Annotated in this window: 15 protein-coding genes; 10 read left to right on the forward strand and 5 right to left on the reverse strand. The window is 34.8% G+C overall.

The annotated features are described in order from the left end of the window. Window positions 1-548 precede the first annotated feature (548 nt). The 7 genes from LNQ49_RS23075 (at window position 549) to LNQ49_RS23105 (ending at window position 11185) form a co-directional block, all read left to right on the forward strand. Complete coding sequence (locus LNQ49_RS23075; protein ID WP_229991287.1) at window positions 549-1913, forward strand: tetratricopeptide repeat protein; 1365 nt, start codon at window positions 549-551, stop codon at window positions 1911-1913. A 131-nt stretch (window positions 1914-2044) separates the two neighbouring features. Further along, window positions 2045-3025 (forward strand): helix-turn-helix transcriptional regulator, encoded by a 981-nt coding sequence (locus tag LNQ49_RS23080; RefSeq protein WP_229991288.1) that lies wholly within the window; start codon window positions 2045-2047, stop codon window positions 3023-3025. A gap of 5 nt (window positions 3026-3030) precedes the next feature. Then, window positions 3031-4017, forward strand: a complete 987-nt coding sequence (locus LNQ49_RS23085; protein WP_229991289.1) for a helix-turn-helix domain-containing protein — start codon at window positions 3031-3033, stop codon at window positions 4015-4017. 289 nt (window positions 4018-4306) lie between these two features. Continuing rightward, window positions 4307-5104: a hypothetical protein gene (locus tag LNQ49_RS23090; RefSeq protein ID WP_229991290.1), complete on the forward strand. Its 798-nt coding sequence runs from the start codon at window positions 4307-4309 to the stop codon at window positions 5102-5104. 227 nt (window positions 5105-5331) lie between these two features. Then, window positions 5332-6312: a helix-turn-helix transcriptional regulator gene (locus LNQ49_RS23095; protein ID WP_229991291.1), complete on the forward strand. Its 981-nt coding sequence runs from the start codon at window positions 5332-5334 to the stop codon at window positions 6310-6312. A gap of 5 nt (window positions 6313-6317) precedes the next feature. Then, entirely contained in the window at window positions 6318-7310 is a 993-nt protein-coding gene (locus LNQ49_RS23100) for a helix-turn-helix domain-containing protein (RefSeq protein WP_229991292.1), read from the forward strand. 581 nt (window positions 7311-7891) lie between these two features. After that, on the forward strand, window positions 7892-11185 hold the full coding sequence (locus tag LNQ49_RS23105) for an FISUMP domain-containing protein (protein WP_229991293.1): 3294 nt from the start codon (window positions 7892-7894) through the stop codon (window positions 11183-11185). Between the two features lie 154 nt (window positions 11186-11339). Here LNQ49_RS23105 and LNQ49_RS23110 read toward each other — a convergent pair whose 3' ends face one another. Together LNQ49_RS23110 and LNQ49_RS23115 are read right to left on the reverse strand one after the other, a co-directional pair. Beyond that, the gene (locus LNQ49_RS23110) at window positions 11340-12200 is read right to left on the reverse strand and encodes an outer membrane beta-barrel protein (RefSeq protein ID WP_229991294.1); all 861 of its coding nucleotides are present in this window, start codon (window positions 12198-12200) and stop codon (window positions 11340-11342) included. A 46-nt stretch (window positions 12201-12246) separates the two neighbouring features. Next, window positions 12247-15879 carry a BspA family leucine-rich repeat surface protein gene (locus LNQ49_RS23115; protein WP_229991295.1) on the reverse strand — a complete coding sequence of 1211 codons (3633 nt, stop codon included), beginning with the start codon at window positions 15877-15879 and terminating at the stop codon, window positions 12247-12249. Between the two features lie 546 nt (window positions 15880-16425). On the opposite strand from LNQ49_RS23115, the gene LNQ49_RS23120 reads away from it, so the two are divergent. The 3 genes from LNQ49_RS23120 (at window position 16426) to LNQ49_RS23130 (ending at window position 18915) form a co-directional block, all read left to right on the forward strand. Further along, window positions 16426-16770, forward strand: coding sequence for a hypothetical protein (locus LNQ49_RS23120; protein WP_229991296.1), 345 nt, complete (start codon window positions 16426-16428; stop codon window positions 16768-16770). Window positions 16771-16853: 83 nt separating this feature from the next. Beyond that, window positions 16854-18269, forward strand: coding sequence for an aminotransferase-like domain-containing protein (locus LNQ49_RS23125; protein WP_229991297.1), 1416 nt, complete (start codon window positions 16854-16856; stop codon window positions 18267-18269). Window positions 18270-18324: 55 nt separating this feature from the next. Further along, window positions 18325-18915: an HD domain-containing protein gene (locus LNQ49_RS23130; RefSeq protein ID WP_229991366.1), complete on the forward strand. Its 591-nt coding sequence runs from the start codon at window positions 18325-18327 to the stop codon at window positions 18913-18915. 365 nt (window positions 18916-19280) lie between these two features. Here LNQ49_RS23130 and LNQ49_RS23135 read toward each other — a convergent pair whose 3' ends face one another. Genes LNQ49_RS23135 through LNQ49_RS23145 form a run of 3 tightly spaced genes read right to left on the reverse strand, consistent with a single transcriptional unit; the run spans window position 19281 to window position 24379 of the window. Further along, window positions 19281-19946 carry an outer membrane beta-barrel protein gene (locus LNQ49_RS23135; RefSeq protein WP_229991298.1) on the reverse strand — a complete coding sequence of 222 codons (666 nt, stop codon included), beginning with the start codon at window positions 19944-19946 and terminating at the stop codon, window positions 19281-19283. Between the two features lie 15 nt (window positions 19947-19961). Then, window positions 19962-21254, reverse strand: coding sequence for a TolC family protein (locus tag LNQ49_RS23140; protein WP_229991299.1), 1293 nt, complete (start codon window positions 21252-21254; stop codon window positions 19962-19964). A gap of 11 nt (window positions 21255-21265) precedes the next feature. Beyond that, on the reverse strand, window positions 21266-24379 hold the full coding sequence (locus tag LNQ49_RS23145; protein WP_229991300.1) for an efflux RND transporter permease subunit: 3114 nt from the start codon (window positions 24377-24379) through the stop codon (window positions 21266-21268). Window positions 24380-24988: the final 609 nt, after the last annotated feature.

Here is a 24988-nt window from a genome sequence, read left to right on the forward strand (position 1 = left end):
TATTGTTTTATAGTATAAAACTTTCAAAAACGTGTAGTACAAGATCTACAAAACAGTCGTTCAGAGGTTTACGAATTTATAATTTTATTGAAGCTACTTTTGCTCTCTAATAAAACGAAAGTTTTAGAAATTTTATAAGCCGCCAAATCGAGAATAACGAATGTACCATAAACACGAAAATCTTAGCCTAAAATCACTATCTCAGCCATAATTTGTCACAATGAATAACGGTTTTTTAGACCAGTAACTCATCGATTGACACAAAAATTATAACAACAATAACTTGCAAAAGCACAATAGTTTCTTAGTTGTAAATCTATAGTTATTGTTTGTGTAAGCTCACTAGTGATTTTTTTTAATACGATTTGTCGAGTAAACAAAGCAAGAATAGCAGTAATGCATAGTAAAAACAGAATAAATGAATAAACAAGATGTCCCAGAATAGGTTTTTATTAGTCAAATATTTACGGTTATATTTCACTATCTTTTTTATTGTTTTTGGGTTATGGAGCAGCTATAGTCAAAGAAAAAATTTGACTGTAAAGGAAATGGATAGCACTTTAAATGCTGTAAAAAAGTATTTAAAAAACTCCCCAAATGAAGGGTATAAAGTTTCAAAAAATATATATCATATTGCATTAAAAGAGAATTATCCCTTAGGTCGTTGTTTTGCTTTGCTAAACATGGGAAACTGCAAAGGAAAACTTCGTGATTATAATGAGGCATTGAATTATTTAGAAGAATCTAAAGAAATTGCACAAGAAATCAAGAATGATTCTCTTTTGCTTTATGCCGACTTAGCCATTGCAGTGCAACATGGGCGAATGCATCTCAACACATTAGCAATAGCTCAATTAGATGAATGTTTGACAAGGGTTAATTGTTTGCAAGGAGATTCAAAACCCTATTTTTTAGGCAGATTATATAGCTTTAAAGCTTGTTTTTCGGGTGGTCTTAAAAATAAACCTACTGAAGAAGAATTTATAGAACTACATAAAAAAGCAGCCTATTATTTTAGTAAGGTTAAAGGAGTTCCTAACATTGCTTTGGTGAATATTGGAGATACGTATATGTCTTCTAGCAAATTTGATTTAGCTGAATATTATTTTAAAAAGGCTTTACTTGATTATCAGAAAAAGAACCTCAGTTGTTCCGAAATAATACTAAGTAATTTAGCCGAAGTATATTATAGAAAACATGATTATGCAAATGCCATTGTTTATTTAGATAGTTCTACCGTATTGGCAAAACGCCAAAGAATCTATTATGTTTTGGCAGGGAATTATGCATTATATAAAAAGATAGCTGAGCAAAAAGGTTCTAATCAAGAAGTGATTAATTATCAGAACTTAGAGCTGGTTTATAAAGATAGCACTCAAATGGCTGAACAGAGAAGCATGATTGATGGAACTAATTATGTTGTTTCTAAAGCCGAGGCAGATAAGGCAGTATTAATGAATAAAAGTATCATTTTGCTAATTGGGGCAGGAGTACTTATAATCAGTTTGTTGGTGTGTTCCTACTGGCAGTTTTGTTATAAAAACAAACTAAAATTAGAGGCGAAACAAAAGAAGAAAGAAATAGAGCAAAAAGCGACTCAAATTGTGTCCTTAAAGCAGAAAGTAACTACGTCTTATGATGAGGTAATAGAAATGGCTAAAAAGAACGACCCCTTGTTTATGGTTGTGTTCAAAGAGTTGTATCCCGTTTTTTATTTAAAGTTAATAGCAGTACAACCCGATTTGACTATTACAGAACAAAAGATATGTTTTTACCTTAAACTTAAATTCTCGACCAAAGAAATTGCAGATTACACCTTTGTAACTGCAAAGGCAATACAGAATAGAAAAAATCGCTTGCGAAAGCGTCTTTTCTTGCAAGAAGGAGAGGATATTTATAAATATTTCGATTAGAAAAATAGGTTTTAAATAACTTGTAGTCAGTAGTTTGAATAGTTTTTTAATTTGTGTAAACATCTTAAACATTTGAAAGTGTTTAGGGTGTTTTTTTTATTTTTGGTATATTTAGCGCCTAATTATTTGTTATGAAAGTGGTGAACTATGATTTTGATACAAATTCCAACTGGCTTGACGTAGTAGCAAATGCTATGGGGGGCGTAATTGAAGGCAATACTTTAAAGGCAGATAATGATCTATATAAAGGAATACATTTAGTCTCTGAGATAGAAGAAGGAGTTACGATAATACTGGCAGACATAACTTATAAAGAGACCATGTTAGTAAAATCTAAAAACGATATGGATACTAGTTTTGTATGCTTATGTTTTTACCTATTCGAGTCCAATGTTGATTTTATTTTTGATGGAAGCTCAGTACAATTTGGGGAACTAGATTATAATTTTTTGATGATAGATGGAACTTTAAGAGTAGCCCATCAGGTTAATAAAAAAGGAACTAAGGCTTATATTATTTGTATTATTATAAAAAAGAATGCTATTAAAGACTACTTGAAAAAAGTTCATAAATTTACAGATGATGTTTTTCTTGACACTAAAAAAAATACAATTATCAATCTGGACAGAATGCCCCATGAAAGTTTAGATTTAATAAAAGATTTTAGAAAAACACCACGAGAAAACCCATTTTATGAAATGAATTTTAAAGCTCTTGTCTATAAATTATTAGATAATTATTTAGAGCAGGTAAAGACAAAAAAAATGATTATTGGCAAAGTAGTTAATGATGATATAAAAAGAATAATTGTCTCTCAAAAATTTTTGCAAAATAGTGATGAAGGTGTTTTCCCTGGAATTGATTTTTTGGCTAGTGAGGCGTTAATGTCTGCATCTAAATACAAAAAAATGTTTACCAAAATCTTAGGATTATCTCCTGCGGTATATTTTTATAATAACAAACTAGAAAAAGCAAAAGAACTCTTAGAAACAAAGCAATATACAGTTGGAGAAATAGCTGAGAAGTTAAAATTCTCTAACGTTTCTTATTTTTCAAAAGGGTTTAGCAAACGATATGGAGTTTCTCCAAAAGAATATCAAAATTTACTATAATAACTATGGATGAAATTCTTAAAGAATTTGAGCATTTTTATTCTTTGACTTCTACATGGCAACAAAACTATATTGATGAGTTTGGCTGTACTATGATTAGTGACAGAATAATGAGTTTCCCTAAAGAAGTTGCTGATGGTGCAGCCTATTTTATGGAAATTTCCCCAGATATGGCTGTAGTTGTTTTTGATGCGACATTAAAGGAAAAAATCCGATTTACACGAATACAAACCGATGAGGATTTTTGGATTATATATTATGATTTAAGCGATCGTTTTAACAAACATGTGGTTAATGGTGTAAAACATAAAATTGGTTATAAATCCAAATTGAGTTTTGGAATTGTAGACAATCAAATTAGAAGTTCCTACGTACCTGAGATTGGTAACAGAAGTTATTTGTTTCGGTTATTGATTAGTAAAAAAATGATTAAAAGTTTTTTTGAAAAAGAGGTACTAGAAAAGAGACTAAACGCTTTCTTAAAAAATAACATACAAAAAATGTTTTTTTATGGGCATATTGATAGTAGGAGCAAACTAGTGCTTTATGAGCTGAAGCAACAGCGTATGGAGGATTTTAATTATGAGTTTCTTTTAAAAAATGCTTCTTATAAGATATTGACTTATTTCTTTGAAAGATTAGTAAATCAAGGTGCTAATATGAAATCGTTACTCGAAAAAGATGTCGAGGCAGTTATGAAAAGCCAAGATTTTTTATTATCAGATCTTCTACTGCCTTTTCCCGGAATACTAACCTTAGCAGAGATTGCCAATATGTCGGTTTCTAAATTTTCAAATGTGTATAAAAATATATATGGAAAAAGTCCTGCTTTATTTTTTAGAATTGAAAAATTAGAATTGGCCAAAGAATTATTAGAAAATGGAGATTTCAAATCAATTGCTGATTTGTCTGATGCATTGGGTTATAGCAAAACAGCCTATTTCTCTTCTATTTATAAAAAGCACTTTGGTGTTTTTCCTAATCCCATCTAAAAATAATTTTTTATTAGGCAGTAAATGAGTGTCTTATAAGTATAAAAAAAACTCCCAAATCACAGTAATGATTTGGGAGTTTTTTTATGAGAAATTTTTAAAACCATAATATGGCTTCTTGTATAAATTTTATGGATTTAATTAGTTGTTGTAGGAAGAATCTATATCTAGCTTTGCCTGCTTAATTTAAATAGACTTTGAACAGAGGAAAAACAAGTTTTTTAAAGAATAGCTGTTATTGCTACTGTTCGGACTTTTTAAGTTAACTAATTTTAAAAAAAAATTATTTATGAAAAGTACAATTACAATTTTAATCAGCTTATTGTTGTTATCACCAGCAATTGCTTTGGGGCAAACAGTTATAGGATCAGTTGCAGCTCCCGCTAATTATTCCTTATTAGAATTGTCTACAAAAACGATTAAAGGGGGCGTACGAATGCCACAATTAACCAGCGTAGAAAGAGATAATCTTACCACACCAGCTTTTGTTAGTGATACAGGGGCAAAAGGACTTGTTATTTATAATGCAGATAAAGAAGTTATTGAGTTTTGGAATGGCAGTAAATGGAGCTTAATGGTAGATCAAGACAATATGAATGCATCTGTAAGCAATGTAATAGACGGTTTAGGAATACCTCGTCCTGCAGTGTTTCAGTTAGAAAAAGACCAAAAAGATTTTTTGAGTAGTGCTAAAGATGGTGTGACTAATGAAATACCTATGAGTCAAGTTGTAAATAATATTACAAATAGTATTTCTTTTAATCAAGCTACAAATACGATTACATTTCAGCCAGGGACTTATACTGTTACTTTTGCCTATGAAGGACTTCATAATGCTGTTGGTTGTACAATTTCATCTTATTTTATTGATTTCCCTACTAATGCAGCAAGGCGTCGTATACATACAACAGCTTCACATATAGAAGGTGAAAAAGCAAGTCATGGAGGAACAGTTACATATACTACAAAACTCACAAAAAGTGTGAACTGGATTCCTCGTTTAGGGCGAGGACAGTCTGGTAATTGTTATGGGGCAGGTATGAGTTTGGCGGCTTATGTAACGCAATTATCAATATTAAAAAATTAAAGCTTGCATTCTTTTTTGTTTTTGAAAAAAGTTGCCTTATAGAATAAATAAACAAACAGTAGTTTTTACAGCAGTTTTTTAGCTTTATATGCCACTGATTTTTATATATAAATTGTGCTTTTTGTAAATACAAATGTACTTGTAAATTGAGAGAACATCCTAAACATTTAATTGTGTTTAGGATGTTTTTTTTATTTTTAATTATATTTAAAGTATATTTATTTGTTATGAAAGTAGTGGAGTATGATTTTGATAGCAACCCAAATTGGGTTGAAGTGATAGCAAATGCTATGGGAGGCGTAATTGATGGCAATAGGATAAAGGGGGATAATGATCTCTATAAAGGGATGCATTTAATCTCAGAAATAGAAGAAGATATTATCGGATTGTTGGTTGATACTACTTTTAAAGAGGAAGTATTATTAAAACATACAAACAATACAGATGCTAGTTTTGTAGCGCTCTGTTTTTATCTGTTTGATTTTGATGTTAATTTAATTTTTGAAGGAAGTGCCATACAATTTGGAAAACTAGATTACAATTTCATGATGTTAGATGGTGCTTTAAACTTGGATCACCAAATCGATGAAAAACAAATGCAAAGCTATATTATTTATATCATCATTAAAAAAACGGCTTTAAGAGAATACATGAATAAGATTTATGGATTTACAGATAATATTTTTTTTGATACTGAAAAAAATATGATAATCAACTTAGATAGAATACCACATGAAAGCTTGGTTTTTATAGACAATTTCAGAAAAATTTCACCCGATACTCCATTCTACGAATTGAAATTTAAGGCTCTTGTATATAGGTTATTAGAAAATTACCTAGAACAGCTAAAGACAAAAAAAATAATCATTGGCAAAGTCGTTAGTGAGGATGTTAAAAGAATAATTGCCTCCCAAAGGTTTTTACAAAAGAACAACGAAGGCATTTTTCCTGGAATTGATTCTTTGGCTAATGAAGCCTTAATGTCTATAGCCAACTATAAAAAGAAGTTTACTAAAATTTTGGGACTGTCACCTGCGGCCTATTTTTATAATAGTAAATTAGAAAAAGCAAAACAACTCTTAGAAACAAAACAATATACGGTTGGAGAAATAGCAGAGAAGTTAAATTATTCTAGTGCTTCTTATTTGTCAAAAGGGTTTAGTAAACGATATGGAGTTTCTCCAAAAGAATATCAAAATTTATTATAAGTCATATGGATAAAACAATACTAGAATTTGACCATATTTATTCTCTGACTTCTAAATGGCAGCAAAAATTTATTGATGAATTTGGCTGTACTATGATTACAGATCATTTACTGAATTTTCCTCAAGATGTTGTTGATGGCGCTGCCTATTTTATGGATATTTCTCCAGATATAGCGGTAGTGGTTATAGATGTTACTATGAAGAAAAAAATCCGGTTTACGAGAATGAAAACCGATGAAGATTTTTGGATTATATATTATGATTTAAGTGAACGATTTAATAGACACGAGGTTAATGATGTAAAACATAAAATAGGTTATAAATCAAAACTGAGTTTTGGAATTATAGATAATAAGACTACAAGCTCTTACGTATCAGAGGTGGGGAACAAAAGTTACTCGTTTCGATTATTGATAAGTAAAAAAATTATTAAAAGCTTTTTTGAAAAAGAGGGATTAGAAAAGAGTCTTACCGCTTTTTTTAAAAGCAACAGACAGAAAATGTTTTTTTATGGACACATTGATAGCAGGAGTAAACTAGTACTTCATGACCTGAAAAAGCAAAACATGGCTGGTTTTAATTATGAGTTCCGTTTAAAAAACGCTACCTATAATTTATTGGCTTATTTTTTTGAAAGGCTAACGGATAATAGTTTTAATGTGAAATCGTTACTCGAAAAAGACGTCGAGGAGGTTATGAAAAGCCAAGATTTTTTATTATCAGATCTTTTAATGCCTTTCCCTGGAGTAACAATCTTAGCAGAAATTGCGAACATGTCGGTTTCTAAATTTTCAAATCTGTATAAAAATATATATGGAAAAAGTCCTGCTTTATTTTTTAAAATTGAGAAGTTAGAATTAGCCAAAGAATTATTAGAAAATGGAGATTTTAAATCAGTTAGTGATTTGTCTTATGCATTGGGCTATAAAAAAACAACTTATTTTTCTTCTATTTATAAAAATTACTTTGGGGTTTTGCCCAATACGGTCCGAACATAAATTGTTTTTATAGCGCCATAAATGCCTTATAATATAGCAACTCCTAATCATTACTATGATTGGGAGTTTTTTTATGAATAATTTTAAAAGGCTAAAATCAGTTCTCATGAGCTGATAATTTTGAACTACTCAATCAAAAATAGCTTCTCGTACCAATTTTGTGGCTTTAAGTGGCAGATGCAGAATAAGTGAATACTCTAGTTTTGCCCTCCTGTTAAGAGATACTTCAAACGTTATTTTATCAATTGCATCCTTAGTCGGATTGTGATTACCAAAATAGCGTGTCATTTATTATAGAGGCTGATGCAAAAAACAAAAGACAAAAGTTTTTTAGTTGCATCCGATTTTGCTCTGTATGAACCTTATTTCCCCCATTTATAGGTTCCGAAGAAAAAAAATCTTCAAAGAATATCTTTTACAAGCAGAGGTAATTGCTACTCCTAATTTATATCCCCATTAATTAAAAAAGGAAATAGAAAACCCAAACCCAATTTTAGTTTTTAGGAGTGTTTTCAATACAACTATTGGAAACCTGCATTCAAACTTTTTTTAAGTTAATAATTTAAAACAGTATTTATTTTATGGAAATTAGAATGAGATTTTTAGTCATCCTATTGTTGTTGCTGCCAGTTTTTGGTTCTGGACAAACAGTTATAGGAGAACTTAGCGAACCAATGAGCTATTCTTTATTAGAATTGTCTACAGCAACAATTAAAGGAGGCATACGAATGCCACAATTGACTACAATAGAAAGAGACAATCTTACTACTCAAGCTTTTGTTAATGATAGGAAAGCAAAAGGGCTTACCATTTACAATCTCGATACCAAGTGTATGGAGTATTGGAATGTCTCTAGATGGGTGAGTTTATGTACAGGTAATGCCGATATTAGTTTTACACCTAACGATCCTACCCAACCTTCTTTTCCTTCTGATGGAGGGAAAATAGGTCCGTTTACTCCTGTAGAAGCGCCCCCTTGTACAGGAAAAATACCGTATACGTATATTGTACTTACGGGGAGTGAATTTACTACGATTGATGTTACCAACAACAATACAGGAGCCTTTACTATAAATATGTCTTCTAATCCTACGGCCATTGCGCGTACCGCTATTGTACGAATAATGAATAACTGTACGGCAGAGTACAAAGAATTTTTATTTACACAAGAAGGGAATACCGATTTATGTAATGTTACAGTAGCAAAACCAGCAATAGCAGTAAGCAACGGTGGGAATTTGTGTAGTGGTGGAGCAGTTTATATGGAAGTAACCAATGCCAAAGCCGACGCAAATTATATTTGGACGGTAAATAACATAATACAGGGCGAAGGAACTCATTTTAGAGCTACTGAGGCGGGTACGTATAAAGTATATGTTGGCGCTGTTGGTTGTGATAAATTGTCCCCAAACAGTGTTTCAGACGATGTCATTATTACTTTAAGTTCAGGTACATCACCTAGTAATCCTATTGTTTTATCAGCAAGTAATAATGGAATAATCTGTGGTGCTGCAGGAGAGGTGCTGCTTACAGCTTATAACGTTCCTAAAAGTAGTGTCATTGCTTGGTACAAAGACGGTAAAAGAACCAATAAAACAGGCAATAGTATTACGCTTAAAGCGATTGATGAAGGCGATTGGTTTGTTGTCATTGAAGACAACAGCTGTAGCTCTTTGCCTAGCAAGGAAATTAGTATTAGGATAGACCCATCGAGTAATCCATTAAAAAAACCGATAATCTCGATTAATGGAAAACCGTTAGCACAATCGAATATTTTTTGTAGCAACGGACGATTAAAATTAGAATTAAGTAACCCAGCGGGAGATTATACAACTGCGGTTACAGTGAAGTGGTATAACGGATCAGAGTACCTGGGCGAAGGCAAAGAACTTACTATAACTGCTCCATCTACTGGTAATGATTTTGCACTGTCTTGCATTGTTTCGGATAACACAGGAGTGCTGTGTTCATCAGAGTTTACTGAAACAAAAACACTTCAAGGCAACGCACCAGCGACTCCTGTTATTAGCGCAAGCCCTCCACTTATTTGTGGAAGTTCAAACGCGCAATTAGCAGCCTCTTTATCAGGAGGAGGTCCTTATACTTTTCAATGGTACAAAGAAGGAGAACTTTTGAAAGGGCAAACAGAACAAACCCTATCAGTTTCTAAAATTGGATCGTATCAAGTAGAAGCCATTAATCAAAGCGGCTGTATTAGCCCGCTATCAACTGCTGTTTTAGTAGGTTTATCTGATTTTCCTAATGTAACATGGAAGTCAGTACATGATAAAGCCGAACTCAATCAGACAAAAATATTTCAAGTATCAGATACTTTTAATCCAAAAACCTATACTTGGACAGCAGATAATGGCGCTAGTATAGAAAACGGACAGGGTACCAATACCGTTCGTATCCAATTTCCAAGTACAGCTGCTATAGTAAAGGTTGGATTGATAGCCGAAAATGATTGCGGTATCAGTAACGAATTGATTCAAGAAGTAACAGTTGAAACTAGTTGTGTTCCTGTTGCGATTAAGAAGATTGGCATGAGCTCTGATGGAACAATTCTTGCTGGTAATTCTGTGACTATGTCGGTACTAGCCGAAGGATCAAATACTGCTACAGCGCCTATTACGTATCAGTGGAAATTGAATGGGAATTCGATTTCAGGAGCGACTTCTTCTATCTATACAGTTAATGATCTAAAAGCTACTAATAGTGGTACCTATAGCTGCGTGGTGAATAACTGTAGCAATATAGCCGTAGAAAAATCAGCAGGAACAATTACAGTTCTTAACGAAGAAGCGCTTCCGGAAGGTAGTGGTACTATGGCTGGAGAAAATTGTTTTGATATTGCGGCTTCAAATGACAATACCAAATGTGGTTTGCTAGCTCTTAGAACGGCTAATAAAGCCGACTTTAGCAAATGGTACACCTATACATTTACGAGTACTGGTGCAAAAAATACCGATTTAACCTTTGTAATTAATGATCCTGAAAAAGCAATAGAAAAGTATGAAGTACAAAATGATATTCCAGCTTCTTTAGTAAATGGGGCAACCTATACAGTTAAAATAAAATACAAAGAAAGTTTGTTGACCTCTTCTTCTGTAATAGGGAGAGACAATGACAATCCGGTAAAGGTTACTATAGTAGCTCTTTTTAAAACGGGTGCTATTGAGAGTAAATCAAAACTAGAAATTACAATTAAAGACTGTGAATGTTGTTCTGGTGTTATAGATTATGAAGGCAATAGGTACACCGCAAAGCGTTTTGGAGATGCCTGCTGGATGACGCAGAACTTACGTTCAACTGTTAATAAAAATGGACAAAGTTTGGGTACTGTATATCTTAATCCTGGTAATGGTGCTATTGCTGTTACCAATACAAACGGAGCTCTTAATACAGGTACCGTAACATATGAAGTAAATAATACTAAGATAACAGAATCGCGCAAGGATTTTGCTTCTAAATTTGGTTTATTATACGGATCGGAACAGCTTACTATTCTTCCCTGTCCAGCCGGTTGGCATTTACCTAAACAAGCAGAGTGGACCGCACTGTTTGGTTTTTTAGTAAGTCCTAGTAAAAAGATGAGGGCAAATGATAATAGTTATAAAGCAGCTGGCAATAATACAGCTTACAACTGGGGTGGTTATGCTCCTAATGACAGTAATAATTCTGGATTTAATGCACTTCCAGCAGGGTCTTTTAATTTTAGGGGAGCTATTACAGGTTTTTCTTCTCATACACAATTTTATTATATGTATTATAATACGAATCATACATGGGTTATAATAAATTATAATTCGGATGTATTAAAAACGACATCGGGTTATGGTCATGGAGGAAGTATTCGATGCGTCAAAGATTAATTTTTTAATGATTTTATTTGGTTAAAGGCAACTGTAAATAAATAAACAGCTGTTTATGGTTGCTTAATTTGACTAAATAAAACTCAACTCAATAGGAGTGAGGAAAGATTCCCCGATAGTGCTATCGGGGATTTTTTTTGCAGTTTTTAAAATTTTATATTTTCCAACTCCAATTCAGTTTTATACCAAAAGAAATCAAGTTGAACTGGCTTAAATAGGAAGTTCCTTTATTATCGGTTGCATATAGTAAGGAATTAACTATTGGTTTTTCGGGAGTATTTGTATTGTAAGTTATCGGGCTTTGGGAGACCTTTTCTTTTTTGATATCGTTTAAACCATAATTCACATAAAGCCCAACATAAAGATTACTCTTAGGAGTCATTTGTAATTTAATCCCCGATTCGGCAGTAAGCATGAATAAGGTTTTTAATTCTAAATCCTGTTTTTTGGAATTAAAATCAGACCAAGTTCCGAATCCTATAAATTTTGGGTCGTGTAATTCTACATTCCATTGCGGATAATACCCACTGGTTGTAAGCGCATCGATAGACGTTTCATAATTAGCAGCAAGATTAAAGCCCACTTGCATCCCTACATTGACATACCAACTTGCAGGGCCTGTCGTCTCAAATTGAATAGTTACTGGAACAGCCAGATAATGCATCTTTTGGTTTTCGCTGTAAGCAGTTGCAGTATATCTATACTCAAAAGAATCGCCTTCTAAATCCGTTGTTGTATAGCGATCTGTGAGAGTGGCGAGAGATGTATTTGTTTTGTAATATTGATATTCTAGTCCCGAACCCAAACTCCATTTAGAATTGAGGTAATACCGATAACCAAGACCTACCTGATATCCATTTTCAATAGTAGATTTTCCAGCTGTTGGTTTTTCTAGTTGCTTGTTGAGCGTTCCAATAGCAGAGAATATAAGGCGATGCGGGCTTTCTTTTGGTTTTTCTTGTGCACTTACAACAAAACCAATTGCTAAGAGTAAACAACTATATAATTTTCTCATAATTTCATTTTTATTTGTCAAAAAATCATTGGATTTTTATAGATAATTAATGTACTAAAAACGGTATTGATTTAACAGTACTGCCAGTATCAAATCGGAGAATATACGCTGAAGAGGGCAATCCTGACGGAACTATTATTTCAGTATTATTTTGATTAGCTGTCTTTTCGAGTAGCAATCTCCCTGTTACATCATAGATACTAATTTTGAGGTTCTTTACTTCTTCAGTAGGGAAATCACTTATTACTTTTAGCACGTTTCCACTGTAAACAGGATTCGGAACAAGCTTAACAGAATACTTATTTTTTTGTGCTATTTCTATTTCGCAAGTAGTTAACCATATTCCGTTTGTTGTTTTCATGCGTACACTATAAACCGATTTTGTGCCTAAAAGATCAGATGATTTGTCACCTGCAGAATAATATTGTTCCGTTCCGATAAGTTCCCCATTTCGGTACCATTCGTAGGCTATAAAGTCATAGCCACCATTGTTTTTGGAGTTGTTGTTTACTAAAAGAACATTATCGAATTTGGTAACTACAATGTCTTCAAAATTAAATTTTTTCTCCACAATGATTTCATAATCTCTAATTCTTCCATCCTGAGCAATAACAGTTACTTTTTGACGGTAAATCCCTGGGCGAAGCGTTTCAATAGTAAAGGATAGCCCCGGAATAATTTGAATGCCCATTTCAACTTTAATCTGAACGTTTACCACATCAGAATTGTCGTCACAATCAATCAAATAAAACAATTCGCTTTCAGGGTTTTTATAAACTTTATTATTGATACTAATTTCATGAATTGTATTGTCAGAACTGGTAATCAGTAATTGCTGTTGTACGGTTGAGGCAGGGTTATAATTTAGATTTCCATCCTGATGTGCTGTAATCAATATAGATCCCGAAGTTATTAATTGAACCAAGCCAGTAGGAGTAACAGTTGCCGCAGGAGTTTGAGAAGAATAAGTAGAGGTGTAATACACGCTCAAACCCGATGAAGCCGTTGCATTTAATTGAAAATCAGTATCAGTTCCTACGTTTTTTACAGGAATAGGATCAAATGCAATCGACTGATTTGCTTTATCAATAATCAAGGTTGCAGTCAATTGTAAATCATTGTAATTGGGTTGCGTTACTACTGCAGTTACCTCATACGTTCCTGCTTGAATCTGGCTGTTATTGGTGTAAACCACAGTTGCGCCAGTGGGTAGATTAGTTATTGCTAGCGAATGCGGACTACCATCGTAAGTAAAGGTTGCTCCACTAAATGCAATTCCAGTAAGATTGGCTTTTTCAATAACCAAACGAATCGTTTTGGAAGCAGCCAAATAATCGATTGTTTCAGCTACAGAAATCACAATTGGGTAAGTACCTGCATCGGTATAACCTTGTTGAGGGGTATAAGTCAGCATTCCTTCGGGGTTATTCAGACTAGCGACTGTATTTTTTGGAGTACCATCATAAGTATACGTTTGTACCTCATCGGCAGTAATGATTGTGGTTGCTTTATCGATTACTAAAGTGGCTGTTAATTGTAAATCGTTGTAATTTGGAAGTGTTATTACTGCGGTTACCTCATAGGTTCCTGCTAGAGTTTGGTTGTTATTGGTATAACTTACTGTTGCGCCTGCTGGTAGGTCAGTAGCCAAGATAGAATGCGACATACCATCATAGGTATAGTGCGCTCCTTCAAATTCAATTCCAGTTAAATCAGCCTTGAGTATAGTTAATGTTGCGGTTAATTCAATCGGATTGCAGTTTACTTCTGTAGGTGGTGGTGTTATTGTTGCAATAACAGGATATACTCCGGCATTTATGGCGCTGTTGCCATCAACAGTTCCGGTAGGCAAAGTAATCGTATAGGCTACAGTTGCTCCTGTTGGAAGATTGGCTACAGTGATTGCTTGCGTAGTGCCATCAAAAGTCACGTTAGTATCATTGAATGTTACTTGTTCCAAGACAGAAGGAGTTACAACAACTGTTTGTGTTTGGGAACTTGTATTGCTGTTATTGTCTACATAATTCCATGTTATGGTATACGTGCCGGGAGTGGTGTATTCCAAAGGGCTGGTTGTAGTGGCAGTGGCAATTCCAGAGCAAACATCAGTAGCTGTAGGTACTGTAATATCTGATGTCTTTACTGCACATTCTCTTTGTATGGTTGGTAAAACAAGCACATCGGGCACAGGGGCTACATCATCTAGAACTGTTATAGAAAATGTTTTTTCATAACTACTGGCATAATTATCTGTTGTACGAATGCGAATGCTATAGGTGCTGTTGCACATAGTCGATGCATTATTGGCTTTTAGTGTTGTAGCAGTTATACTAAAGAAGGCATTGTCGTTATCGCCAGTTCCAGCGACTAGAGTATAAGTATGGCCATCGCCTACATCGGCATCAGTAGAGCTAAGTGTACCTACAGTTGCATTAGTACCCGCACTTTGGTTTATAGTATTGTTACTAAGGCTAATATCACTCGGAATATTGTTAGTACAATCTTTACTGTCGGCAGTAATGTTCCATCCATAATTGGTAATAATTGACTGTCGGGCTGTTTCACTTATGCAATATTTTTGACCTGTTGCACCCAAATTAACATTGGGTTTAAGCGTTTGCGTTGCCCAACCTATAAGTGCATTGTCGTAATTAGCTATAGAAAGTGCTGTGTTATTTAACATCGCCTCCATATAAGCAACTGAAGAGACATTCCACTTACCGAGATTTTGATTGAAACTCGTAGCTTCACTAAACATCAACGCCATATTGGTTACTTTGGATACGTTCCAATTGCTAATGTTTTGATTGAATGCAGTTGCTCCATAAAACATTGCGTACAGAGTAGTTGCATTAGAAACATCCCAACTGCTAATATCCTGATTGAATACTATTGCATAAGTAAACATAGCATACATATCGGTTACATTAGAAACATCCCAACTACTAAGGCTTTGATTAAACACCATTGCAGTATTGAATAGGTTAGCCATATTTGTTACATTAGAAACATCCCAATCATTAATAGGACTATTAAAAGAGCTTGCTGCTGCAAACATAAAATTCATATTAGTGACTTGGCTTAAATTGGGCTTATCAGAGGCAGTGACGGTGAGATTGCTTGCTCCATAAAAAGCAGCCCGCATACTTTTCCAAGCAATAGTTCCCCATTGGGCTACTGTTAAGATTTTATCTTTATCGGCATAGTTGTTTATATAAAAATGAGGAAAATCACCATTGATTTCGACTTTATAAGTCCCAGCAGAAGGGAATGTTATCGTTTGGTTTCCTGTATTGTTTGTAATAGTGCCTTGGTTACTCGGATTTCCTACTTCAGACCAATAAATAGTGTAGTTGTAACCAGTACCCGAAGTAGGAATTACAATAGTCAAATCACCAGCTGCAACCCTCCAAGTAGTGATAAAGTTGCCCGCATCACCCGGAATGATTGGGTCTATAGCGATTGCTTTTTTGGTCAAGTTTCTAAGCGCAATATGGGCTTGGGTTGTAGAGGGATCGGGTATGTTTTTTGAATCGGAGTTTAATCCTGAAATAATAGTATTGTTTCCTAAAGCGAGGGACGAAGATTTATAGGAAGTAGTATTGGTACTATATATTCGTGTTTGGAGTAATCCAACCCACAATAAACACATTAAAACTAGAGAGTAGGAGTGTTTCATATTATGGTTTTTATTCGTTGTGTTATTCGTTTTGATACGTACAGTAATTCGTATTTATTCAGCTATTTTAGAGCACATCAAATTTGTACTATTCTACTTATGCTTTAAGGTGAAGTGAGGTGAGGTATAATGCATTTTATTAGTGTAATTTAATGATTATTAATTGATTATTGAATATTTTTCTAGGGATTTTGGTTTGACTTTAAATGAGCGTATTATATTTTATTAGTCAGTTGATTACTAGTAATTTGTATTTATTAGGCTTTCACTATTGTTTTAGATATGCAGCTGTCTTTTTATTGTATTCCTGTATTGCAATCTCAAATACTAATTTAACAAGACTCTTGTCTCAATGTTTTGAAGCATATTCTGTGTGTTGTTTCAAAAGTCTTGTGAAAGTCTACGGATTTTTAAAGCCAAGTTCATTCGTTTAAAAAAGAATCTGTATCCATAATAAAACCTATTTCTGTATCTGTGTCTTTTTACAGGCGCGATATACATTTGTGCTGTAGAAAATTAAGAACAACAACAGCAATAAATTAAGTTATGAATATTAAATACAGATCAGTTTACTTATCAGATCTTAAGAAGATCGTAGACTTATACGCGCAACAAGACGGTTTTAAAATAAATGTATTGACACAAGATTTTGGTCTTCCTCAGCACATCATGACAGGAGATAATGATGAGATATTGGCTTGCTCATTTGTATTGTTTAATGAATCAGATGAGATTACTTATAGAGTGCTTTCGGATAAAGGAATCGTTTCTGGTGATATGGCTGAGAATTTATTAAACTTCACCAAAAAAGAGGAAAAGAGCTATCCGATTAAGGAAAACTTAAAAAATTCAATTTGTAGGCTGACAAATTTGATAAATCATTCGGTTTAGTAGGTTTGAATATTTTATAATAAAAACTTTAGGATACAGATTTGTATTCCGTAATTTTACACAGCACAGGAATTTTTTTATAAATGACTAAAGAAGTTTTATATCATAAAGTTGCGAAAATAATCGAAGGACAAATTTTTTCGGGAACATTCAGAATAGGCGATAAACTACCATCGTTGCGATCAGTGCAAAAAATTCACGGCATAAGTCTTAATACTGCCAAGCAAACGTTCTTAGAACTAGAGAGTAAATCTCTTATAGAATCGCGAGCAAGATCGGGGTATTACGTGAGTGCATCAAGCCAAAGAAAGCTAGCACTTCCGTCGATTAGTAATCCAGATTTATCAAGAAAAGAAAAGAATCCCGATGAATTGATAAACAAGATATTTGATACTATCAAAAGGGACGATATCCGACAGTTTTCATTAGGAATACCAGACAATAGTTTGCTGCCAATAGAGAAACTAAACAAAAGTGTCATTAAAATGACCCGCAGTTTAGGCAATAGAAGCGTAGCAATTGAGCCAGCACAGGGAAACGAAAACCTGAGACGAAATGTTGCTAAGTGGGCATTAGTTTTAGAAGGCAAACTTACCGAAGACGAAGTAGTAACTACTCCGGGTACGATGAGTGCTATATTTAATTGCTTGATGGCAGTTACCAAAAGCGGTGATACGCTAGCAGTAGAAAGTCCGGTGTATTTTGGAATCTTGCAATTGGCAAAATCAATGGGTTTAAACGTAATAGAATTGCCTACTGATCCTGTATTTGGAGTAGATATTGATGCGTTAAAAAAAATCATACACAAGGTCAATGCCGTTTGTTTGGTGAGTAATTTCAATAATCCGATGGGCAGTTTAATGCCAGATAGTACTAAAATAGCATTGGTAGAAATGCTTACTTACCATAATGTCCCTTTAATTGAAGATGATTTATTTGGGAATCTTTATTTTGGTGACTCAAGACCCAAGCCTTGCAAGGCATTTGACGAAGCAGGAATTGTGATGTGGTGCGGTGGAATTTCTAAAACCCTAGCTCCCGGTTATCGAATAGGTTGGGTAGCACCCGGAAAATTCAAGAATAAAATCATATCGCAAAAATTACTACAAACAGTATCGATGCCTTCATTATATCAGGAGGTTATAGCCGATTTTATGGAGTTTGGTGGGTATGACCAGCATTTGAGAAAGTTAAGGCATACTTTGCATACCAATTGTTTAAAATACCAGTGTACGATAGAAGACCATTTTCCTGCAAATACAAAAATATCACAACCACAGGGAGGCTCTTTTTTATGGTTGGAGTTGGACCAAAGGATTGATACTACAGCGTTGTTTGATCTTGCGATAGAGCAAAAACTAAGTTTTGCACCCGGAAGAATGTTTACACAACACGATCAGTTTAATAATTGCATGCGATTAAATTTTGCATTGCAATGGGATGATAGTTTAGAACTGGATTTAAAAAGATTAGGACAGTTTTTTAAAAAGGCTTTGTGAGTATCAATCTTCTTTGAAGCAGTTTGACTGTGGTTAATTATATAAAATGAAAAATATGTTGTCTGAGAAATTATTAAAGCAAATTGATTTTATTAAAGAGATTGATAAAATTAAATACATTCAAAGAAAAACAAAACTGTTTAACAGCGACAGAAATGAAAACGATGCTGAACATAGCTGGCACTTGGCTGTTATGGCACTGGTATTAGCAGAACATTCAGATGCAGAGATTGATGTTTTAAAAGTCGTTAAAATGGCTTTGATTCATGATATTGTTGAAATTGATGCAGGAGATACTTTTATTTATGATACCCAAAAAAGTCATTCTAATACAGACGAAGAACGGTTGGCAGCCAATAGAATCTTTGGATTGTTGCCTCAGGAGCAAGCAGCGGAGTTTATTAAAGTATGGGAAGAATTTGAAGCTGGTGAAACGAACGAAGCAAAATTTGCCAAAGCAATGGATAGGCTAGAACCATTGTTACAAAACACATCAAACAATGGAGGCACTTGGAGCGAGTTTGGGGTAAATTATGCCAAAGTTCATGAGAAGAAAAGTGTGATAAAGGAAGGATCAAGCAGCATCTGGACTTATGCCGAAAAATTAATAGATGTAAGTGTCGAAAAAGGCATTTTAAAGAAATAATCGTTTTCTAACGAAACACAAGTTAAAAGCCCAATTCGTATGAATTGGGCTTTTAAGTATAATGCTCTATAATGCAAAAGATCAGCACGATTTGCGATGGTATTATATTTAGCTGGATTTTGGGATTTATCCTTGTTAGCCAAATTATAGTGCCTCAATAGATTCAATAATAAAGTTGAGGCTGTACTGATAATTGCATTGGAAAAATAGAGTATATACTATTATTATAGTGTTTATTACTCGCTCAATGTAATGGACAAAAAGGGGATTCAAGGATAGAAACACAAACTCAGTTTTATATGGTTTGTTTTGAATAAAAGCTTGTTTAGCCTTTATAAAAGATGTTTGCTATTCATTAAAGTCAATTACCTTTTATTGAATTTATATCCTATTGTTACAAAAAAGCTTTCATTGTAAATCTTTAATTGGTGTTTGCTTTCAGAATCCTCTAGTATTGGTACAAAACCCCTACTATATCTTGCGCCTATATTGATGCCGTTTGGCAAACCATAGTTTAAACCAGCAACAAATCCTGCATCCATTTTCTGGCTATAGTTACCTGTGGCTTCGGCAGTACCGTAAATTGTTTTATCGGTATATGTATTTCCGTTTTCATCTTTGCGTTGTACCGAAGCGTTCATTAAAAGCCCCAAATACGGCCCTGCATACACCTCGATGCCTTTGTAATAAAGAGTTGGACTCACTGGGAATAAATCAATATACTGACGTTTAAACCAACTGTCGAATTCTGGATTTACCCCATCATCAATTGTGATAGTTGTACTACGGCGACTATAAAAAAGCTCGTGTTTAAAACCAAAGTAAGTTGCTGTTTTATTATCGAGCGTAATCCCTATTGTTTGCCCAATCGCACTTTTGGCAGCACCATCACTTGATAGACTCTCAATGTCTTTTCCCGTCAAAGAAGACCAGTTTGTACCTGCACTAATCCCAAATGTGAAGCTTTCTTGTTGCGCGCTAATTTTTAATATAAAAAGGAGCATGATGCAAATTGTATATGTATTTTTCATTTTATCGATAGTATTTTAAAAATTAATATCCCAAATACCTGCTGATTTTTCTAGCTCGACTAGTGCTGCAGCGCAATTGTATACCGTTTCATAATAATTAAGTTGAGTCTCATTATAAGTTCGTTGTGCATTTAAGACTTCAAGCAAACTAGTTTCTCCACGCTTATAGCTGTATATTTTTCCGTCAAGGAGCTTTTGTGCATCAGTCAGCAAGCCAGTATTAAATTGGCGTACTTGTTTTTGAGCCGTGAGGTAATTAAAATATGCTTTTCGTACTTCTATCTGAATTTGTAATTCGGTTTGTTTGTATAAAATGTCAGCCTGTTGCATACTAAATTCAGCCGCTTTTAGCTCTCCTTTGTATCGATTCGAAAATTTTAAAGGAATGGTAATGCCAGCCGTAACAGCGTTTGATGAAGGAGTAGGAGCAACGGCATTACTCACTACCGATGCACTCTCTACTCCCAAGCCTAATCCTAGGTCGATCACCCTATTGGCTTTGGCTAATTTTAAAAGATCTTGCGATACATTTTTGTTTTTAAGTGCTGCCAATAAATCGGCTCGATTGTTTTCGGCAGCAGTAATTAGTTCGTTTAAATCAAACAAACGGTCAAACTTTGCTAAATCTCCTGATGGGGAATACAACGTATCTGCTTTTTGATTTCCTACCATGATTCCGAGTTCCAACAAGGCCGTTTTCCAATCGGCTTCACTTTGATAAACATCATTGAGCATCGAATTGGCTTCTAACTTGCTTTGACGTGCATCAATTTCGGCGATGTTACCCAACTTATACTGAATACTATCAGCTACAGCTATGTTTTTAAGAATAGTGTAAGAGTTTAGTTGTACGTTGAAGATGTCTTTTTGCTTTAAGCTAGTCAAATAATTCAAAGTAGCTTCGGCACGTAGGTTACGAAAATAATCTTCTAGCAAGGCTTTCGTTAGTTCGTTAGTGCTTTTAGCCACATTTATTCGCGCTTTTCGTTTTCCGCCCAATTCTAATGTCCAACTGACCTCAGTAGAAAAAGAATATCCCATTTGCATTCTTCGCTGTCCGTTGTCACTGCCTCCTATAGCGAGTTCAGGGTCAGGGAATACTTTTGCGGCTTCTATATCTGCTTCGGCGATGTTGACATTAAATTTCTCGGCGGCATAGTCTAAATTGTTTTTATTTACTAAGGATAAGAAATGGGTGTAATCCATTTTTACTGATGTAAATGTGGTGTCAATCTGAGCATTTGATACTGCCGAAACATGTAGCAGTATCAAAAGAATTACCCATTTGTATTTTATATATTTAATCATAATGCCTCATTTTATTGATTATTGATTTCTTCTTGTACAACTTCATTTTCTCTACTAAATTTTTTCTCCATCAGGTAATAAAGAGAGGGTAAAGCAAACAGGGTTAGAATTGTTGAGAACAATAGCCCATAAACAATTACAGTAGCCAGTGGTCTTTGTACATCGCTTCCTATGCCTGTTGCTAATGAAGCCGGTAATAATCCTAGTACGGCAACAGTTGCAGTCATTAATACAGGTCTAAAGCGTTGTTTGGCACCATTTGTTACCGCACTAAGCAAGTCCATTCCGTTTTTACGAAGCTGATTGATATGCGAGATCATTATGACTCCGTTTTGTATGGCAACACCAAACAAAGCAATAAAACCTACTGCTGAGGATACATTAAGCGTCATACCACGGACATTAAGCGCCAGCATTCCTCCAAATAATGCCAACGGAACGATACTCATTAGCAATCCTGCTTGGCGGAATTTACCAAATGCGCCATACAGCAATACAAACATTAGCGCCAATGCTAGTGGTACAATAACAGCCAAATGACTGTAAGCACGCTCTTGATTTTCAAACTGACCACCCCATTTTATTTTATATTTTTCGTGGTCGTATGTTACCTTCTTTTCAATCTTAGATTGTGCTTCAGCTAAGAAAGAACCCAAGTCGGCACCTCTTAGATTTAGTCTAACGGTAAGATGGCGTTTGTTCATCTCTCTGGCAATTGTGCTCTCTCCAGTATTGAGTTTGATATCGCATACTTGTGACAACGGAATCTTAATCCCTTCTGAATTGGTCAGCATTAGATTTCCTATTTTCTCCAGACTATTGCGGCTTTCTTCATTGTATCGCGTTATGATATCATAGACTTTATTTTCTACAAAAATTTGAGATACTGCTTTTCCGCCCATTGCTACTTCTATCAATTCTGACACATCATCTACGTTGAGCCCATACTGAGCAATTTTCTGACGGTCGGCAATAACTTGTATTTGTGGCAATGGTGGTTCTTGGTCAATAGCCAAGTCAACAGCCCCTTTTACATTCTCTAATGTTTTAATAATGTCTTCGGCTATTCTTCTTGTTTCTTTAAAATCATCACCATAAATTTTGACTACCAGTTCACTATGTGCTCCTGATATTTTGTCCATCACACCATCAATCATTGGTTGAGTAAAACCTACGTTATAACCTGGCATACTGGCATATTCCTCTCCAAGTTCTTTGATTAAGTCGGCTTTGGTTTTTCCCCATTTCCATTGGCTGTATGGTTTTAAACCAATACTACATTCGTAATGAGATGGTGTCCATGCATCAGTTCCATCATCATTGCGTCCTGCCTGAACCATCATATAAGTTACCTCATCGTGTTTTAAAGTTCGGCGGCGTAACGTATCACTCATCTCTTTTGATTTCTCTAAAGTTATTCCGGGTGGTAACGAAACCTGCAACCAGATTGAACCCTCGTCTAGCGGCGGTAAAAAATCCTTTCCGACCATGGCAGTAAGTATAAATGCAAAGGTTAGTACTGCAATTAGAGGAGCAAAGACTTTTTTAGGAGTCTTCATTATTTTTAGAATGCTGTTGTGATAGGCATTGGTTAGTTTATCCAGCCATTTGTTATGATACATTTTTTGTGGCTTGCGATAGATAAAATAAGCCAATCCCGGAATAAGCAATAAAGCAACCGATAATGCTCCCAAAAGGGCATATCCTACAGTAAATGCCATTGGTGTAAACAATTTTTTCTCTACACGCTCAAAAGCAAATAAGGGCAAATAAGCAATGATGATGATAAGCGTTGCAAAGAATATAGGTCTAGCGACACTTTTGGCTCTTTCGGCTATACTTTTTTCTGTGAGTGCTTCCTCTTCATTATCTTCTCGCTTTTTCAGAATGGTTTCCATCATCACAATAGCTCCATCTACAATAATTCCAAAATCAATTGCTCCCAACGAAAGTAAATTGGCAGGGACATTAGTAAGTTTCATTAGAATAAATGCAATTAAAAGCGAAATAGGAATTGTAATCGCTACTAATAAGGCGCCTCTCCAGCTTCCTAGAAAAACAATCAATACAATAATTACCAGTGCCATTCCTTCTAACAAGGTGTGCGAAACAGTGGTAAGTGTGGTGTCTACCAAATCGGTTCTATCTAAAAAAGTATGAATCTGAACGCCTTCAGGCAGTCCGTTTTTATTTAGATCTTCTACCGCTTCATTTACTCCTTTTAAAACTACAGAAGGGTTTTGGTTCTTTAATAAAAGCACGATACCTTGGATATTATCCGAATAATCAGCACCTCGTTTGTCTGAATAGCCCAAAGCCCCTTTGCGCTCTAGGTTTCCATATTTTAATTTTCCAATATCATTTAAATAAATCGGAACTCCATTTTCTGATTTAACAACAATGCGACCAATGTCATCAAGGTTCTTCACCAAACCAATTCCACGCACTACATACGCCTGATCTCCACGATCGATGACGCTTCCGCCTACATTGGCGTTGTTCTTCTCGATAGCATCAGTAACTTCGCTTAAGGATAGTCCGTATTGTTCTATTTTCAGTGGATTAAGTTCAACTTGATATTGTGTTGTGATTCCACCAAAATTGGTAACATCGGCTACTCCCGAGATTTGTTTTATTCTCGGAATAATGGTGTATTCTTGCAATTCGCTTAATTCCCTCAAATCATGATTTTTGCTTTCAATGATATAGCGGTAAATCTCACCTGTAGGCGACGTAAGCGGATCTAAGCCCGGAGTAGCCCCGTATGGTAATTCGACATCGTTTAAACGTTCCTGAATCCTTGCTCGGGCAAAATAATCATCGACACCATCATCAAAAACAATCGTTACCATTGATAATCCAAAGGTACTTTTGCTTCGCATAACATGCATCCCCGGCAAACCGTTGATAGCACGCTCTATCGGAATAGTGATTTGTTGCTCCATTTCTTCGGCCGCCAAACCCGAAACTTGTGTAACCACTTGCGACGTTACATCTCCAATGTCTGGATAAGCCTCTATCGAAAGCTTCGTCCACGAATAATAGCCAAATACAGAAAGAAGTAAAAATAACGCCAGAATCAGCCAGCGCTTTGCTATTGTTGTTTGAAATATATTTTGTTTCATAAATGTGTGTTTTTATTCAGTTTTATAGGGTCTAAGGTTCAGAGGTACAAAGGCTCAGAGGCTCAAAGGTTCAGAGGTTTAAGTTTTGAGTTAAAAAGCATCTTGTGTCCCTTGCGTAAATCTTAGCGTGCTTTGCGGTTAATATTTAGTGTTTATAGTAGAGAAAAATAATCTGCTTAATCTGTTAAATCTGCGTGCAAAAAAAGTTTTCTGCATTCATTATTAGTTCTCCAATCTTGTCTTTCTGAGGAACGAAGAAACTCCGTATGTGGCTCTTCATGCTATGTCGAGTTGCTTTATGAGACCCTTCCTTCGTCAGGGTGACAAGATTGCGAGTAATAAATCTGTGTGCAAAAAAGTTTCATGTTTTAAATTAAAAAGAACTTTGCGTCCCTTGCGTAAATCTTAGCGTGCTTTGCGGTTAATATTCAGTTTTCAGTCTCAGTGTTTATAGTAGATAAAAATAATCTGCTTAATCTATTAAATCTGCGTGCAAAAGAGTTTACAGTGTTCGGTCTCAGTATTACAACTGCAAACTGTCAACTGTGACTGCAAATAACTCCGTATGTAGCTCTTCATGCTATGTCGAGTTGCTTTATGAGACCCTTC

Source organism: Flavobacterium pisciphilum (assembly GCF_020905345.1).
GTDB lineage: Bacteria > Bacteroidota > Bacteroidia > Flavobacteriales > Flavobacteriaceae > Flavobacterium > Flavobacterium pisciphilum.